This is a genomic window from Phenylobacterium sp., assembly GCF_036963605.1.
Classification (GTDB): Bacteria; Pseudomonadota; Alphaproteobacteria; order Caulobacterales; family Caulobacteraceae; genus Phenylobacterium.
Window position 1 is genome coordinate 16,182 of record NZ_JBALUY010000037.1, and the last position, 16,476, is coordinate 32,657.

At 69.1% G+C, this 16,476-nt stretch carries 12 protein-coding genes and 1 tRNA gene; 6 read left to right on the forward strand and 7 right to left on the reverse strand.

The window, feature by feature from the left end:
* Positions 1–25 precede the first annotated feature (25 nt).
* Positions 26–769: a dienelactone hydrolase family protein gene (locus V7702_RS08855; RefSeq protein WP_335649754.1), complete on the forward strand. Its 744-nt coding sequence runs from the start codon at positions 26–28 to the stop codon at positions 767–769.
* Positions 770–775: 6 nt separating this feature from the next.
* Here the strand turns inward: V7702_RS08855 and V7702_RS08860 are convergent, their stop codons facing one another.
* Both V7702_RS08860 and V7702_RS08865 read right to left on the reverse strand, forming a co-directional pair.
* On the reverse strand, positions 776–1,927 hold the full coding sequence (locus V7702_RS08860) for a DSD1 family PLP-dependent enzyme (RefSeq protein WP_335649755.1): 1,152 nt from the start codon (positions 1,925–1,927) through the stop codon (positions 776–778).
* 12 nt (positions 1,928–1,939) lie between these two features.
* Entirely contained in the window at positions 1,940–3,199 is a 1,260-nt protein-coding gene (locus tag V7702_RS08865) for a D-arabinono-1,4-lactone oxidase (protein ID WP_335649756.1), read from the reverse strand.
* Between the two features lie 226 nt (positions 3,200–3,425).
* On the opposite strand from V7702_RS08865, the gene V7702_RS08870 reads away from it, so the two are divergent.
* Complete coding sequence (locus tag V7702_RS08870; protein WP_335649757.1) at positions 3,426–5,258, forward strand: glycoside hydrolase family 15 protein; 1,833 nt, start codon at positions 3,426–3,428, stop codon at positions 5,256–5,258.
* Here V7702_RS08870 and V7702_RS08875 read toward each other — a convergent pair.
* Positions 5,226–6,242 carry an SDR family oxidoreductase gene (locus V7702_RS08875; protein ID WP_335649758.1) on the reverse strand — a complete coding sequence of 339 codons (1,017 nt, stop codon included), beginning with the start codon at positions 6,240–6,242 and terminating at the stop codon, positions 5,226–5,228. The two genes, V7702_RS08870 and V7702_RS08875, sit on opposite strands and share 33 nt — an antisense overlap.
* 74 nt (positions 6,243–6,316) lie before the next feature.
* On the opposite strand from V7702_RS08875, the gene V7702_RS08880 reads away from it, so the two are divergent.
* The 3 genes from V7702_RS08880 (at position 6,317) to V7702_RS08890 (ending at position 9,072) form a co-directional block, all read left to right on the forward strand.
* The gene (locus tag V7702_RS08880; RefSeq protein WP_335649759.1) at positions 6,317–6,841 is read left to right on the forward strand and encodes a gluconokinase; all 525 of its coding nucleotides are present in this window, start codon (positions 6,317–6,319) and stop codon (positions 6,839–6,841) included.
* 203 nt (positions 6,842–7,044) lie between these two features.
* Positions 7,045–7,120: transfer RNA gene (locus V7702_RS08885), tRNA-Thr, on the forward strand.
* Between the two features lie 71 nt (positions 7,121–7,191).
* Positions 7,192–9,072, forward strand: a complete 1,881-nt coding sequence (locus V7702_RS08890) for a DEAD/DEAH box helicase (protein WP_335649760.1) — start codon at positions 7,192–7,194, stop codon at positions 9,070–9,072.
* 16 nt (positions 9,073–9,088) lie between these two features.
* Here the strand turns inward: V7702_RS08890 and V7702_RS08895 are convergent, their stop codons facing one another.
* Positions 9,089–10,639, reverse strand: a complete 1,551-nt coding sequence (locus V7702_RS08895; RefSeq protein ID WP_335649761.1) for a class I adenylate-forming enzyme family protein — start codon at positions 10,637–10,639, stop codon at positions 9,089–9,091.
* A 203-nt stretch (positions 10,640–10,842) separates the two neighbouring features.
* Here V7702_RS08895 and V7702_RS08900 point away from each other — a divergent pair, with 203 nt between their 5' ends.
* Positions 10,843–11,376 (forward strand): c-type cytochrome, encoded by a 534-nt coding sequence (locus V7702_RS08900; protein WP_335649762.1) that lies wholly within the window; start codon positions 10,843–10,845, stop codon positions 11,374–11,376.
* Positions 11,377–11,596: 220 nt separating this feature from the next.
* Here the strand turns inward: V7702_RS08900 and V7702_RS08905 are convergent, their stop codons facing one another.
* The 3 genes from V7702_RS08905 to V7702_RS08915 form a co-directional block, all read right to left on the reverse strand.
* Entirely contained in the window at positions 11,597–14,713 is a 3,117-nt protein-coding gene (locus V7702_RS08905; protein WP_335649763.1) for an efflux RND transporter permease subunit, read from the reverse strand.
* Positions 14,710–15,852, reverse strand: coding sequence for an efflux RND transporter periplasmic adaptor subunit (locus V7702_RS08910; RefSeq protein ID WP_335649764.1), 1,143 nt, complete (start codon positions 15,850–15,852; stop codon positions 14,710–14,712). Before V7702_RS08910 ends, V7702_RS08905 begins: the two co-directional genes overlap by 4 nt.
* Before the next feature lie 246 nt (positions 15,853–16,098).
* The coding region (locus tag V7702_RS08915) for a class II aldolase/adducin family protein (protein WP_335649765.1) at positions 16,099–16,476 on the reverse strand (378 nt) is incomplete at its 5' end.

Below are 16,476 nucleotides of genomic sequence, written 5' to 3' on the forward strand. Positions count from 1 at the left end.
CAGACAAGAGCAAGGAGGACGACCCATGCGCCAGGAGATCAGCATTCCGACCAAGGACGGCGCCATGCGCGCCTTCGCCTTTACGCCCGACGCCGGCGAAGGACCCTGGCCGGGCGTGATCTTCTACATGGACGCACCCGCCATCCGGCCGGCCCTGTTCGACATGGGCGAGCGCCTGGCCGCCCACGGCTATGTGGTGGTGATGCCCGACCTCTACTGGCGCGCCGGCCCCTATGAACCCATCGACATGGCCACGATCCGCAACGACGAGGCGCGGCGCGAGGCCTTCGGCCGCCTGCGCGCCTCCACCAACCCCCAGGCCCAGATGGTCGACACCGAAGGCGCCCTGGCCTGGCTCGACCAGGAGCCGCGGGCCAAGGCCGACAAGGTGGGGTTGACCGGCTATTGCATGGGCGGCGGGATCGCCCTGCGGGCCGCTGCGGCCTTCCCCGACCGCATCGCGGCGGCCGCCAGTTTCCACGGCGGCAACCTGGCCACCGACGAGCCCGACAGCCCGCACCGGCAGGCCGACCAGATCAAGGCCCGCGTGCTGGTGGCCGGCGCCGACGAGGATCGCAGCTTTCCGCCCGAGCAGAAGGTCCGGCTTGAGGCGGCGCTGCAGGCGGCCGGCGTCGAGGCCGAGGTGGTCATCTATCCCGGCGCACGCCATGGCTATGCGCCCGCCGACATGGCCGCCTATGACGCCGAAGCCTCCGAGCGGCACTGGCGCGAGCTGTTCGACCTGTTCGACGCCACCCTGAAGGGCTGAGGCCGATCAGCGGCTGCGGCCCCGCGCGCTCACCGGCCAGATGTCGGCCAGGGCGTCGCCGGTCACCACATGATAGCTGTCATAGAGGTTCACGGTGGGGTCGCAGTGGGGCACGGCCAGGGTGACCAGGTCGGCGATGGCGAGAGTCTCGCCGATCCCCGGCGCAATAACCGCCCCTTGCTCGTCACCCATGAACGCGAACCTGGCCCCCTCGGGGGCCCCGGCCACGACCTGCGGCGGGGCGGCATCGGTGGAAAAGGCCTTGAAGCCGGCGTCCACTGTGACCAGGGCTGTGTGATTGGCGCTGACCACGCGGGCGTCGACGAACAGGCTGCGACCGTAGGGTGAAGGCCCGTCGGCCGTGAGCGCGCAGGCGGCGTACTGATCGTCCATGAAGACGTAGGAGCCCACCTGCCACTCGGTGAAGACGCCGAGTTCCAGGTCGATCCGGTGGGTGCCGGTGCCGCCGCCCGTCACCACCGGGGGGGCGAGGCCTGCGGCCGCCAGCGCCTCGATCGTAACCCGCAGCGCCTCGGTCTGGGCCACAATGGCCTCGCGGCGTTCGTCATAGGCTTCGATGTGCTGCTCCCTGCCGCAGTACTTCTGCACCCCCTCATAGGTGAGGCCCGGCGCTTCGGCGATCTGGCGCGCCAAGGCGACGGCGGCCTCGTCGGAGACCACGCCCGTACGGCGGATGCCCGGATCGATGTCGACGAACACGCCGAGCGGCCGCTCGGGCGACGCGGCGGCGGCCAGGGCGGCCACATTGTCCGGGTGGTCGGCCACCACCGACAGGCGCTCGGTCCGGGCGTTCAGCGCCATCAGGCGGGCGATGGCCGGCCCTGAAACCACCGGCGAAGTGATGTGCAGCCCCTCGATCCCGCCCTCAGCCAACACCTCGGCCTCTCCGAGCTTGGCGCAGCACAGGCCGACGGCGCCGGCGGCCACCTGTCGGCGGGCGACGTCGACGCTCTTGTGGGTCTTGGCGTGGGGGCGCAGGCGGATGCCGGCCTTGGCCGCCAGTTCGGCCATCGTCGCGATGTTGCGGTCCAGCACGTCGAGGTCCAGCACCAGCACCGGGGTGTTGAGCGCCCGGCGGGAGCCCTGCTGGCCGATCAGGTGGCCGTGCAGGCGGCGGTCGTCGGAAAGGGCGGTCATGGGGCCTCCGGCCTAGCTGAAGAGTTCGGCGAGGTGGGGATTGAGGAACTTGCCGTCAGGATCGGTCGCCCGCCGCACCGTGCGGAAGCGCCCGGCCAGGGGATAGAGGCCGTCGACCTCGTCCCGCGTCAGGAAGTGCCGCTTGCCCCAATGGGGCCGGCCGCTGTGGCTGCGGAAGATGGGCTCGGCGGCCGCGAAGACCTCGCGCCAGGCCATCTTGGCGTACTGGTGCATGGAGATGGATGCGCCCGGCCCCCGGTTGAAAGGGCTGATCCAGATGTCGTCGGCCGCCGCCCAGCGGAACTCGAAGGGGAAGGCCACCGGCCGTCGGCCCTTGCGGATCCAGGCGATGGCCTCCCTGAGCGCCGGCAGGCCGGCCTCCCGCGGCAATTCGTACTCCATCTCCTCGAAGCGGACATTCCGGGTGGAGGGAAAGATCCGGTAGGCCGGGCCCACCTTGTGCACATCCCCCGATGCGCCAGTCATGAACCTCTGGATGGGTCCGGCCAGGAAGGGGAAGGCCTTGGTCATGTCGCAGCAGAAGCGGAAGATGTCCTCCTCGTTGCTCGGCTTGCCCCTCGGCGTGTCCTCGGCCTCGATGGGGTGCAGCGTCTTGACGATGGCCTCATCGGCATAGGGGAAGACGAAGAATTCCGCATGGCGATGGCGCTGGGCCAGGTCGGCGAAGTTCTCATAGACCCAGGCCATGGGCTTCTTCTCGACCCGCTCCTCCAGCCTGTAGGCCGGCAGGACATCGATGGTGGCGGCCACGGCCACGCCGAACAGGCCGAGAGACAGGCGCTGGCCTTCGAACAGGTCGGGCTTCTCGGTGCGGCTGGTCTCCACCACCGACCCGTCGGCCATGACCGAGCGCATCCCCTGAACCAAGGTGGACAGGCTGCCCAGCTCCCGCCCGGTGCCATGCGTGCCGGTGCCCAGCGCGCCAGCCAGGGACTGCGGATTGACGTCCCCCTGGTTGGGCAGGGAGAGTCCCTCGTCCCACATCGCGCGGGTCAGGCGCTTCAGGCTCCAGCCGGCCGGGGCGGTGACGGTCTGGCGGTCCCGCGCGACCACCAGTTCGCCTTCCAGCTCCGACAGGTTCAGCAGCAGGCCGTCGGTTTCGCAGAGCGGCGTAAAGGAGTGGCCGGCGCCGACGACGCGCACCTTGCCGGCCCCGCGCACCAGATCCTGCAGTTCCGCCAGGGTCTTCGGCTGGGCAAATTGCGCCGGCTCAGCCCGCACGCTGCCCGACCAGTTGGTCCAGTTCGCCATGGTCCCTCCCCGCCACGCGGCGTCGAGGCGCGCAGCCCCCGCTACTGAACCCGATCGGACCGGGCGCCGTCCAGGGCCGCCAGGGTCCATTCGCTCACTTGCGCCCGCAAGTCTCGGCCGGGTCCGACAGTGAAAGGCTCGATCTTAGAACCCAACGGCGCCCCAGTCGTTAGGCCCAATCAGGGGTGACGGCCCGCAAGGTTGGCGAGGGGAAGCCGGGGGAGCGATGCAGCGGATCGAGGATTATGGCCTGATCGGCGATGGCGAGAGCGCCGCCCTGGTAAGCCGCAACGGCTCCATCGACTGGCTGGCCTGGCCCCGCTTCGATTCCGAAGCATGTTTCGCGGCGCTGCTCGGCGAAGAACAGCACGGGTTCTGGCGCATCGCCGCCGACGGCGCGCGCCCGATCTCGCGGCGCTATTGCGAGGGCAGCCTCGTTCTGGAGCATGACTTCGAATGCCTCGATGGCGCCAGCTATCGGGTCATCGACTTCATGGAGCCCCGCCAGGACGACCCCCGCCTTATCCGCCAGGTGGTTGGCCTGAAGGGACGCAGCCGGTTGAGCCTGCTGCTGCGCCCCCGGTTCGACTATGGCGCGGTCAAGCCGTGGCTTCAGCGGACGCCATCCGGCGAGGTTCGGGCCGTGGCCGGCCCCCATTCGGTGATCCTCCGGCCGCCCTGCCCGGTCGATATCGGCGAGGGCGATGTCCGCGCCGCCTTCGAGGTGGATGAAGGCGAGACCATCAACTTCGTGCTGCACTACGAACCCTCCCACATCTATACGCCGGAGCCCTGCGATCCCGAGGCCGCCCTACAGCGGACGCTCGCCTACTGGCGCGGCTGGGTGGCCAAGAGCCGCTACCAAGGCGCATGGGGCGAGGCGGTGAACCGTTCGCTCATCACCATCAAGGCGCTGATCTATGCGCCCACCGGCGGGATCATCGCGGCGCCGACCACCTCCCTGCCCGAGCAGATCGGCGGCGCCCGCAATTGGGACTACCGGTTCTGCTGGTTACGGGACGCCTCGTTCTCCATGCTGTCGCTGATGAACGCCGGCTATCGCAAGGAAGCCGAGGCCTGGTGCGAGTGGGTGCTGCGGGCCATGGCCGGAGAGCCTGACGAAATTCAGCCGGTTTATGGGCTCGCCGGCGAGCGGCGCCTGGAAGAACGGGAGGTCGGCTGGCTGCCGGGCTACGAAGGCTCCACGCCAGTGCGGATCGGCAACGGCGCCGCCCGCCAGTTCCAGATCGACGCCTTCGGCTGGATCATGGACACCATGCATCAGGCCCGCGCCTTCGATCTCGAGCTTCGCGAAGACGACTGGGCCTTGCAGACCGCCTTGCTGGCTCACCTGGAACAGGTCTGGCGGCGACCTGACGAGGGCATCTGGGAAGTGCGCGGCGGCCCCCGTCACTTCGTGCACTCCAAGGTCATGGCCTGGGTGGCGTTCGACCGGGCGGTGCGGGCCGTGGAAGACCTCGGCCAGCAGGGGCCGGTGGACCGTTGGCGGACCCTGCGCGATGAGATCCACAGGGAGGTTTGCGCAAAAGGCTACAACGAAACGGCGGGCGCCTTCGTGCAGTCCTATGGCGACGAGGCCCTGGACGCCTCGGTCTTGCTGATCCCCCTGGTGGGGTTCCTGCCGGCCGATGACCCCAGGATGGTCTCGACGGTCGCCGCCATCCAGGCCCGGCTGACCCGTGACGGCCTCGTCCTGCGCTATGACCCCCAACGGACCGATGACGGCCTGGAGAGCGACGAGGGTGTGTTCCTAGCCTGCAGCTTCTGGCTGGCGGACAACCTTCTGCTCCAGGGGCGCCGGGAGGAGGCCGAAGCGCTTTTCGATCGCCTGCTCGGCCTTCGCAACGATCTTGGCCTGCTGGCCGAGGAGTACGAGCCAAAGGCCGGCCGGCAGCTGGGCAATTTTCCCCAGGCCTTTTCGCATTTCGCCATCATCGATACGGCGTTCAACCTGGCCCGTCGCAAGGGGGCGGCGCGACCCAATCAACCCCGCGACCAGGCGTCATCACCCGATGAACCCGCCGATCAGAAGGCCTAACCCGGCGAAGCCCGCGGCGCCGGCGGCGATCACCGCCATCCGCGCCAGGCCCCCGGCGACCAGGGGGGCGGTAGATTGCTGCGCCCGGCTAAAGCGGCCCTCGGTGCGGTGCGGTCCCTCGACCGTGTGAAAGAGATTGTCCTGGTATCCCGGAGGGAAGGTCTCGTCGGTGAACTGGCCCTCCCAGGCCATGCGGGCCATGAGCCGGTCCATGAGTTGTGGGGCGACCGACTGCCCAAGGATCGTCTGCGCCGTGCTGGCGCCCAGCCAGTATTCGCGCCGGGGATGGCGCGCCGCCGTCAGGATGGCGTCGGCGGCGACCTCGGGCGCGTGGATGGCGCCCACGGGCTTGGGTCGTCGGTCGGTATGGGCCCGCGCCCAGTCGAACTGAGGGGTGTTCACCGCCGGCAGATGCACCTCGGACACCTTGATCCCGCTGCCCTCGTGAATGAGCTCGGCGCGCAGAGAATCCAGGAATCCGCGAACCGCGTGCTTGGCGGCGCAATATGGCGCCTGCAGGGGGATGCCGCGATAGGCCAGAGCCGAGCCGACCTGCACGATTACCCCGCGGCCGCGGCCGCGCATGACGTCGAGGGCCGCCAGGACGCCGTGGACCGATCCCAGATAGGTGACGCCGGTGACCTGGGCGACCTCCTCCGGCGCCAGCCGGGCGATGGGTGAAAAGACCGTCACCATGGCGCTGTTGATCCAGACGTCGATGGGACCCAGCGCCTGCTCGCCGCGACGGGCGGCCAGCCGCACGGCCTCTGCGTCGCTCACATCGAGCGGTGCGATCTCGACGCTGACGCCGAGCGCGCGGGCCTGCCGGGCCACGTCTTCCAGAGCCGCCGGGCTGCGCGCCATCAGCAACAGGGAGGCGCCGCGAGCCGCCGCCGCCAGGGCCGTGGCGCGCCCCACGCCTGCGGAGGCGCCGGTGATGGCGATCACCTGGCCCTTGAGGTCGTCTGGCCCGTCGTGCTGCATGTGGGGGAAAGGTCTGACGCGGGCCGCGGTTCCGCCGCACGCTGCCGCAAGGCGCCTTCATCATTAGGACACTCATGACCCCAGCCCCGATCATTCTGGTGATGGGCGTTTCCGGCGCCGGCAAGACGACGATCGCCAGCCGGCTGGCCGAGCGGCTGGACTGGGCCTTTCTGGACGCCGACGACCTGCATCCTCCGGCCAACCACGCCAAGATGGCGCGGGGCGAACCCCTGGACGACCAGGATCGGCGACCCTGGCTGGCGGCCGTTTCGGAGTGGATGCAGGCTAGGCAGAGGGATGGCGCGCCGGCTGTGGTGGCCTGTTCGGCCCTCAAGCGGGCCTACCGCGACCGCCTACGCAGGGGCGTTGAGGACCTGGCCATCGTCTTCATCCAGGCCGCGCCTCAGCTTCTGGCCGAGCGACTGGCGCGCCGCAGCGGACACTTCATGCCCCGCTCCCTCCTGGCCAGCCAACTCGCGGCCCTGGAGCCGCCCGCCTCCGACGAAACGGTGATCGTCGTGCAGGCTGGCCAGACTCCTGACCAGATTGTGGAGCAGGTGCTCGAATGGGTCGGCTCTCGACCGAGCAGGCGCTCCTAGGCCGCCGTGAGGCCGAGCCGGCGCGCGCAACCGCCAGTGTCGCAACGCCGCGGCGGGGTATTCGCCCTTGGCGCCGGTGCGACGACGTGGCATCGGTCGCCGCAACAAACGTCTTGCGGCTACGTCCAGTGTCCCATGCGTGCTCCCCAAGGGAGCGGAACAGGATGAGGCCGCACGATGATCTCTTTGATATTCCAAGGTTCGCCGGTTTAGCTCAGCTGGTAGAGCAGCGGTTTTGTAAACCGAAGGTCGCGGGTTCGAGTCCTGCAACCGGCACCACCTTCTCAGGCGATATCAGATCAAAAGGCGCGCGCCGACCGGCGTGAGCCGCCACCGGAAAGAGGATTCCGATGTCATTTCCCGCCACGCATCCGGCGCTCAGCCGGGCGCTCGAGGCGCAGGGCTATGCGACCCCTACCCCCGTCCAGGCCGCCGTGCTGGAGGCGCCGGAGGGCCGCGACCTGCTGGTGTCGGCCCAGACCGGGTCGGGCAAGACCGTCGCCTTCGGCCTCGCCGCCGCCACCACCCTGCTGGGTGAGGCCGAAACCTTCAGCCAGGCTGGCCCGCCGCTCGCGCTGGTGATCGCGCCGACCCGCGAACTGGCCCTGCAGGTCAGCCGCGAACTGGAATGGCTCTACGCCAACGCCAAGGCCCGTGTGGTCACCTGCGTCGGCGGCATGGACGCGCGGCGCGAGCAGCGCGCCCTGGGCGCCGGCTGCCACATCGTTGTCGGCACCCCTGGCCGCCTGCGCGACCACCTGGAACGGGGCAACCTGGACCTGTCGGCCCTGAAGGTCGCGGTGCTGGACGAGGCCGACGAGATGCTCGACCTGGGCTTCCGCGAGGACCTGGAAGAGATTCTCGATTCGACGCCGATCACCCGCCAGACCCTGCTGTTCTCGGCCACCATCGCCAAGGACATCGTCACCCTGGCCCGACGCTATCAGCGGGACGCCACGCGGATCGACACCACCCGCCGCGACGAGGCCCACGGGGACATCGCCTATCGCGCCGTCCGCGTCGCCCCCAACGAGGTCGAGAAGGCCGTCGTCAACCTGCTGCGCTACTACGAGTCCCCCGGGGCCCTGATCTTCTGCGCCACGCGCGAGGCGGTGCGCCACCTGTACGGCGCCCTGCGCGAGCGAGGCTTCTCGGCGGTGCAGCTGTCGGGCGAACTGAGCCAGAAGGAGCGAGCCGACGCCCTGCAGGCCCTGCGCGATGGCCATGCGCGGGCCTGCGTGGCCACCGACGTCGCCGCCCGCGGCTTGGACCTGCCCGACCTCGGTCTCGTCATCCACGCCGAACTGCCGGTCAACAAGGCCGGCCTGCTCCACCGCAGCGGCCGCACCGGCCGGGCCGGCCGCAAGGGCGTTTCGGTGCTGGTGGTGCCCTATACCCGGCGTCGCAAGGCCGAACAGCTGCTCGCCTCGGCGGGCGTCGAGGCCGAGTGGGTCGGACCGCCGTCCGGCGAAGAGATCCGCCTGCGCGACCAGGAACGCCTGCTGGCCGATCCGATGCTGAACGAGGCCCTGACCGGCGAGGACCTGACGCTCGCCCAGAAGCTGCTGGCCGACCGTGGCCCCGAGGCCGTGGCCGCGGCGCTGGTGCGTCTGCACCGCTCGCGGATGCCGGCCCCGGAAGAGCTGTTCGACGATGTGCGCGACCGCTCGCCGTCAGAGCCGCGCCCTGCCCGGCCCGAGCGCGGCCCCCGGCCTGAGGCCATCTCCGACGGCGTCTGGTTCCGCATGCCCGTCGGCCGCAGCAAGAACGCCGATCCCAAGTGGATCCTGCCGATGATCTGCCGCCTGGGTCACGTGACCAAGAAGGATATCGGCCAGATCCGCATCTTCGACCGCGAGACGAAGTTCGAGATCTCCAAGGCCGCCGAGGAGCGTTTCCGCGAGGCGATCAAGGCTGCGGGCTCGACCGCCGAAATCCCCGTCGAGGCCAGCGAGCCTCCCGGCGCTGCGCCGCCCCGTCGGAGTGGTCCGCCCCGCGGGCGGCCCGAAGGTGGTGAAGGTCGGCCGCCCCGCCGCGACTTCGGCCCCCGCCCGGACTCGCGCCCGGATATGCGAGGCGAGGCCCGCCCCGACAGGGGTCCGTCCCGTGGCCCCCGCTCGGGTCCCCCGGGCGCCGGCTTCGCCGGTCCCAAGGGACCGAAGAAGCCCTGGGACCCCACAGCCCCCAAAGGCCCCAAGGGGCCCGGCAAACCCCGCAAGCCGCGGGACTAGGCCGTGAAGCCTGCGCTCACGCGGTGAGCGCAGGGCCCTTATAGCTGTCGCGGAGGTCCTTCTTGAGGACCTTGCCGATGTGGCTGCGGGGCAGGTTGTCGATCAGCACCACGTCGGCCAGGCGCTGGGTCTTGCCGACCCGGGCGTTGAGCCAGGTCTTGATGTCGTCCGGCGCAGCGCTCTTGCCCGGGCGCAGGGTGACATAGGCCACCGGCGTCTCGCCCCAGCGGTCGGACGGCACGCCGACCACGGCCGATTCCAGCACGTCGTCGTGCTTGGCCAGTTCCAGCTCCATGTCGCTGGGATAGATGTTGAAGCCGCCCGAGATGATCATGTCCTTCTTGCGGTCCATGAGCGTCAGGAAGCCCTCCTCGTCGAAGCGGCCCACATCGCCGGTGCGGATGAAGCGCAGGCCCTCTGGGCTGTACCACTCGGCGTCGCGGGTCTTGCCCGGCTGGTTGTGGTAACCGACCATCATCGCGCCCGAGCGGCCGACCACCTCCCCCACATGGCCCTGGGGAACCTCCTTGCCGTCCTCGTCGATCAGCCGGATGTCGTGGCCGTTCATCGGCTGGCCGACCGTGTGCAGCTTGTCGGGGTGCTCATGGGCCACCAGCATGCAGGAGCCGCCGCCCTCGGTCATGCCGTAGAACTCGATCAGGCCGCCGGGCCAGCGCTTCAGCACGTCGGCCTTCACCTCCGGCGAGAAGGGGGCCGAGGTGGAGAACTTCAGGGCGAAGCTCGAGAGGTCATAGGTGTCGAAGTCCGGCCGCTCCATGATCCGGCGGTACTGGACCGGCACCAGCATGGCGTGGGTGGCCCTGTGGCGGGCCGCCATCTCCAGGAACTTCTGGGCGTCGAACTTGGGCATCAGCACGGCCGTGCCGCCATTGCCCAGGGTCGGCAGGAAGCTGACCAGTGTGGTGTTCGAATAGAGCGGCGTGGAGACCATGGTCACCGCATCGGTGGAATAGATCCCCCGCCGCACCTGGCCCCAGCGCATGGCGTGCGGCTGGACGATGCCCTTGGGCGTGCCCGTGGTGCCGGAGGAATAGATGATGTTGAACGGGTCGTCCGGCCCGACCTCCACGGCCTGGGGCGTCGCGCCTTCAGCCGCCAGCCAGTCCTGGAAGGCCACCCCGGCCGAGGAGCCGTCCAGGGCCACGCGCTTGGCTGTGATCTGGTCGGCCACCGGCTCCAGCAATGCGGCGACGCCCTCGTCCAGGAAGAAGACCTTGGCCCCGCAGTCGTTCAGCATCATCACCAGGCTGTCGGCGGTGGATGAGGGGGCCAGCGGTGCCGCCGCCGCCCCAGCCCGCAGGGCGCCCATGAAGACCGCCGCATATTCCAGGGACGTCGTGGCGCAGATGGCGGCGGCCTCGTTGGGTCCCACGCCATCCCGCTGCAGGGCCACGGCGATCTGGTCCATCAGGCGGTTCAGGCCGGCATAGTCGAGGCTGCGGTCACCATCCACCAGGGCCGCGTGGGCCGGCCGCTCGCGGGCCTGCGACGCGATCAGCTCAGCCAGGGTCCCGAAGTCCTGGCCCATCAGTTCCTCGGTAGTCATCGCAGCTTCCCTTCCTGTCCGAATGCAGGGGTCGGGAGTAGCGCGGAAACCCGAGGCGCAGCAACAGGCGCAAGCCTCCATAGGCGCTCGCAATCCCGCAACTCCGCCTGACCGCCTGCGAATAGATGCGGAAGGCTCGCCCCCCATTGCATGACCGGCAGGCTTCGCTAGCTTGCGCGCAGATTTCCAGGGGGTTCGCCGACATGCGCACGGTATCGAATTGGGTCATCGGGGCGATCGTCGCCACAGGCCTGGCCAGCTGCGGCCAGCAGGGCGACGGCGCCGCAGCTTCAGGCCCGCAGACGCCGCCGCCGCCCTCAGAGGCCGAACAGCAAGCCCAGCTGGCCGCCCTGCCTGCCCCCTATAACACCGCCGACCTGGAGAACGGTCGTCGGCAGTTTGGCCTCTGCCGGTCCTGCCACACGGTGGTCGAGGGCGGCCCGAACATGACGGGTCCCAACCTGCATGGGGTCTTTGGCCGGCCGGCGGCGTCGGTCGAGGGCTATCGGTACTCCGACGCGCTGCAGAACGCTGGCTTCGTGTGGGACGCCGAACGCCTTGACGCCTGGTTGGCCAATCCGCGCACCTATCTGCCCGGCAATCGCATGACCTTCGTGGGCCTTGATGATCCCAAGAAGCGCATCGACCTGATCGCCTATCTGAAGGTCGAGTCGGGCTTTGCCCCCGGGGAGACGGCGACGCCCGAACCTGAGGCGCCGGTGCCGGCGGACTCCTAAAACACGAATGACGTGCGATTTCGTGCGATCACAACCTTGACGATGTGGAGCGTCGCGCCCACCTTGGTGAGGTCGCGCTCACTTTGCATCTGTCGAGCACGGTAATCGCCCCGAAGCCGCGCAGGTTTCGGGGCGGCCCCCAAATCCTGACGACTGGGCCTTCCCCTGCCCCCCGGGGGAAGGCCTCTTTCGTATCGGGTCAGGACTCCCGGACGCTCGCCTATTCGGCGGCGTTGGCGACCCGGGCCTGCTCGGCCTCTTCGAAGGCTTCGATCCGGCGGGCCATGTGCTCGGGCGACTTCGTGAACCGCGCCAGCAGGTTGTAGAAGACCGGCACGATGAACAGGGTCAGCATCGTGGCGAAGATCGCCCCGAAGAAGATCACCACGCCGATGGAACGCCGGGACTCGCCGCCGGCCCCGCCCCAGACGATCAGCGGGATGGCCCCGGCCGCCGCCGAGATCGAGGTCATGATGATCGGCCGCAGGCGCAGGGTCGAAGCTTCGATCACGGCCTCGCGGATCGAGAGACCCTCGTCGCGGAGTTGGTTGGCGAATTCGACGATCAGGATGCCGTTCTTGGCCGCGATGCCCACCAGGATGATCAGGCCGATCTGACTATAGGTGTTGATGGTCGAGCCGGCGACCAGCAGGCCGAACAATCCTCCGAGCGCCGCCACCGGCACGGTGAGCATGATAACGCCGGGATGGATCCAGCTTTCGAACTGGGCGGCCAGGACCAGGAAGACCAGCAGCAGGGCCAGACCAAAGGCCAGGCCGACGGCGCCGCCGGCCTCCAGATAGTCCCGGGCGCCGCCGCCCCAGATGACGCCGACCCCGCCGGGCTGCTTGTCCACTTCAGCCTCGAAGAAGGCGATGGCGTCGCCGATCGTGTAGCCGGGATTGAGCTGGGCGCTGAGGTTGATGGACCGGGACCGGTCGGTGCGTTCACGGTCCGGGGTGTCGCCGCGCACCTCTGAGGTGACCACGGAGGCCAGCGGAATGGTTTCGCCGGATTCCGAGCGCACATAGAGGTTGTTGAGATCCTCCTGGCTCATCCGCTCCTCCCGGCCCGTCTGCAGGATGACGTCGTACTCGCGGCCCTCGCGGATATAGGTGGTCACCCGCCGCGAGCCGAACATCGTCTCCATGGCGCGGCCGACCGCCTGGGTGGTGACGCCCAGGGCAGCGGCCTTTTCCCGGTCGATGGTGACCAGCAGGCGCGGGGAGGTCGGCTCGTAGTCCAGCCGCACCCGGGCGAGACCGGGGTTCTGCTCGGCGGCGGCCTGGATCGGACGCAGCCAGTCGGCGATCTGGTCATATTCGGCGCCGATGGCGATCAGATCGACGCTGTTGCCTTCACTGCCGCGCAGGGCCGGGCGAACATAGGCGATGGCGCGCACCCCGGTGAACTCGGCCAGTTCCTCATTGAGCTGGGCGGCCAGTTCGTTGGAGTCCACGCCGCCTTCGGGGACGGTCACATTGCCATTGCCGGTATTGTACTGCTGGCCGCCGAAGCGGGGCATGGAGATCAGGTAGCGAGACACCTCGCCAGCCTCATACATCTCCATGAGGCGGGCCTCGATCTGCTTCACGGCGTCATAGGTGTAGTCATAGCCGGCCCCCTCGGGACCATTGATGCTGATATCGACGCGGCCACGGTCCTCCTCAGGCACCAGCTCGCTGGGCAGATAGGTGAACACGCCGAAGGCTGTGATCGCCAGGACGACCACCAGGGCGCCGGTCGCCCAGGTGGCCGCGGGCTTGCCCAGCAGGAACTCGAGCGAGGCGTGGTAGGAGTTGCGCAGCCTGTCCATCGAGCCGTCGACGGTGCGCGCCAGCCAGCCCTGCCCCTTGGCGGGCCGCAGCAGCTTGGACGCCAGCATGGGCGACAGGCTGAGCGCCAGCAGGGACGAGAAGGCGACGGCCGCAGCCACGGCGACGGCGAGCTCGACGAAGAGCCGGCCGATATAGCCCGGCAGGAACATCAGCGGCGCAAACACCGACATCAGCACGATGGTGGTGGCGACCACCGCGAAGAAGACCTGACGCGTCCCGCGCTGGGCGGCCACGGGCGCCGGTTCCCCCTCGTCGATCCGCCTCTGGATGTTCTCGACCACGACGATGGCGTCATCCACCACCAGGCCGATGGCCAGGACCAGCGCCAAGAGGGTCAGCAGGTTCAGCGAGAAGCCCAGGGGCGCCAGGACGATGAAGGTCGACAGGATGCAGATGGGCGCGACGACGGTCGGGATGATGGCCGCCCGCCAGGTCCCCAGAAAGATGAAATTCACCAGCCCGACGATCGCCAGGCAGATGCCCATGGTGATCCAGACCTCTTCCAGGGCGTGCCGGGTGAATAGGGTGAAGTCGACAGCGACATTGAGCTCGGTGCCCTCGGGCAGGCCCCGGTTCAGTTCGGGCAGCAGGGCGCGGATGCCGTCCGAAATCTCCAGGTCATTGGCCTGGGACTGGCGGGTCACCGCAATACCGACCAGGTCGCGGCCGTTGGATCGGAACATGCGCCGACGCTCGTCGGCCTCTTCCGAAACCCGGGCGATATCGCCCAGCCGGGTGACATAGCCGCCGTCGCCGGGCGTGACCACGGGCAGATTGGCGAACTCCTCGGCCGTGGAGTAGCCCCGGGCCACCCGGATCGTGAAGTCCTTGGCCGCGGCTTCCAGAGCCCCGGCGGGCAGCTCCAGATTCTGGGCGTTCAGGGCGTTTTCGACGTCCGTGACGGTGATGTCGCGGGACGCCATGGCCTGGGGATCGAGCCAGATCCGCATGGCGTAGTTCTGCGCCCCGCCGACGCCCACCTGCGCCACACCCGGCACCGTCGAAACGCGCTCGACAAGGTAGCGGTTGGCGTAGTCCGTCAGCTGCAGGCGGTTCAGAGTGGTGGACGACAGGCCCAGGAAAATGATCGGCTGGGCGTCGGCGTCGGCCTTGCGGATCTGTGGCGGGTCAGCCTGCAGGGGCAGATTGGCTGACACGCGGGACACCGCGTCGCGCACATCGTTGGCGGCGGCGTCGAGGTCGCGGCTGAGCTTGAACTGGATGTTGATGCGCGAGGAGCCGTCCCGGGACCCGGAGGTCATCCGATCGACGCCCTCGATACCGGCGACCTGGCGCTCGATCACCTCGGTGATCCGCTCCTCGATCACCTCGGAGGAGGCGCCGCGATAGTCGGTGCTGATCGAGATCACGGGTGGATCGACGGCCGGCAATTCCCGCACCGTCATCTGGGTGAAGGAGGCGAGCCCGACCACGCAGAGGATGATCGCCGCGACCGCGGCGAACACCGGACGACGGACGGAGAGGTCCGAAAGAGTCATGCGCCTGGCCGTTCGGCCGCGGGATCTACGCCGGCGACGTCAGAGGGGGTGGGAGTCTCGGCGATCCGGACCGGCTGGCCGCCGGTCACCTTGTTCACGCCATTGGCGACGATGCGATCCCCGGCCTCCAGACCGTCCCTGATCTCGACAAACCCGTTCTGGCGCATGCCGGCGACCACCGGCCGCTGTTCGGCCCGGGGCCCGTTCTCACCGTCGGCGATCAGAAAGACGAAGGAGGACGAGCCCTGGACCGAGACGGACGCCTCAGGCACGGCCAGGCTCTCGCGCTGGCCCCGCGACAAGGCGACCCGCATCATCATGCCCGGCCGCAGCAGCCGGTCTGGATTGGGGAAGATGGCCCGGGCGGTGATCGCGCGGGTGGATTCATCGACCCGGGTGTCCAGGGTCTCGATCTGTCCGCGGATCTGGGTGTCAGGATAGACGTCGCTGGTCGCGACGATGGTCTGACCCGTCCGCAGGCCGGCCAGGTAGCGCTCCGGCACCTGGAAGTCGACGCGGATCGAGGACAGGTCGTCGAGGGTGACGATGGTCGAGCCCGGATTGACCAGGGCGCCCGGGGTGATGTCGGTCAGCCCCACCACGCCGGCGAACGGCGCGCGGATCAGGCGGTCGCCGCGCCGGGCCTCGGCGGCGGCGAGATCAGCCTTGGCCGTGCGATAGGCCGCCTGATGCTCTTCCACCGCGGCCTGGGAGGCGAAGCCCTGCTCGGCCAGGGTGTTCCAGCGCTCCAGGGTCTGCTGCGCCTGCAGCAGGCGGGCCCGGGCCTGTTCGACGCCGGCGTTCTGTTCGGCGTCCTTCAGCTCGACCAGGACCTCGCCCTTGGACACAAACTGTCCGTCGGTGAACCGCACCCGCTCCACCAGCTGCGTGGCTGCAGCGGTCAGGGTGACGGACTGGCGGCCCTTGGCCACGCCCAGCAGCTCGACCGTGTCGTTGAAACTCCGGGTGCTCACGGCGGTCGCCGCCACCGGCACGCCGCCGCCGCCAGGGCCTCCAGGTCCCCCAGGCCCGCCGGCATGCACCTGCTCGCCGTCCATGACGATCCGCAGGCCGCCGACGATAACCATTATAAGGACGATGACCAGGGCGCCGGCGAGGAAGAAATGGCGTCTTACCAAAGCGGGCTCCATCGCTCCGGCGGGGGAGCGTGCGAATGACGTGACACGGACAGTAGGACTCAGCGGAAAGGCTTACGCCGCGTCCAGTAACAGAACGATGGCCGTTCGTGTCGGCTTTGAAACACGTGGGCGCTCGCTGAATATTCGAGCTGTCCTAACAAAAAGATGCCGCCGGCCGCCTATGAAAATATCGCCACGTGGTCAAGACGCAGGCTGGCGCAGCCCGCCAGCGCTGCGTCCCGTCGATCAGGCGTCGTAGCCCGGGGATTGGCGGTCGAGGCGGCGCAGGCAGCCGGGCCAGGCCAGCTTGCCGCCGATGCCGCGGGCGACTTGGCCGCGGACCTCGGCCTGCGAGGCCTCAGGGGCGAACAGCACATTCTCCCGGCCCGCCGACAGGGCCATGACCTGCTGCTTGCAGGCCCGCTCCAGGTAGAACATGCCGATCCAGCAGTCGGCCGCGGAGTCGCCCACCGACAGGGTGCCGTGATTGCGTAGCAGCATCAGGGTCTTGTCGCCGATATCGGCCACCAGACGCTCGCGCTCGTCCAGGTTCAGGGCGATGCCCTCGTAGTCGTGATAGGCCAGACGCGGCAGCACGATCAGGGCGTGCTGCGACAGGGGCAG

Coding starts and splice junctions, on each gene's coding strand:
- V7702_RS08855 (WP_335649754.1), top strand. CDS start 26: ATGCGCCAGGAGATCAGCATTCCGACCAAGGACGGCGCCATGCGCGCC.
- V7702_RS08860 (WP_335649755.1), bottom strand. CDS start 1,927: ATGACCGCCCTTTCCGACGACCGCCGCCTGCACGGCCACCTGATCGGC.
- V7702_RS08865 (WP_335649756.1), bottom strand. CDS start 3,199: ATGGCGAACTGGACCAACTGGTCGGGCAGCGTGCGGGCTGAGCCGGCG.
- V7702_RS08870 (WP_335649757.1), top strand. CDS start 3,426: ATGCAGCGGATCGAGGATTATGGCCTGATCGGCGATGGCGAGAGCGCC.
- V7702_RS08875 (WP_335649758.1), bottom strand. CDS start 6,242: ATGCAGCACGACGGGCCAGACGACCTCAAGGGCCAGGTGATCGCCATC.
- V7702_RS08880 (WP_335649759.1), top strand. CDS start 6,317: ATGACCCCAGCCCCGATCATTCTGGTGATGGGCGTTTCCGGCGCCGGC.
- V7702_RS08890 (WP_335649760.1), top strand. CDS start 7,192: ATGTCATTTCCCGCCACGCATCCGGCGCTCAGCCGGGCGCTCGAGGCG.
- V7702_RS08895 (WP_335649761.1), bottom strand. CDS start 10,639: ATGACTACCGAGGAACTGATGGGCCAGGACTTCGGGACCCTGGCTGAG.
- V7702_RS08900 (WP_335649762.1), top strand. CDS start 10,843: ATGCGCACGGTATCGAATTGGGTCATCGGGGCGATCGTCGCCACAGGC.
- V7702_RS08905 (WP_335649763.1), bottom strand. CDS start 14,713: ATGACTCTTTCGGACCTCTCCGTCCGTCGTCCGGTGTTCGCCGCGGTC.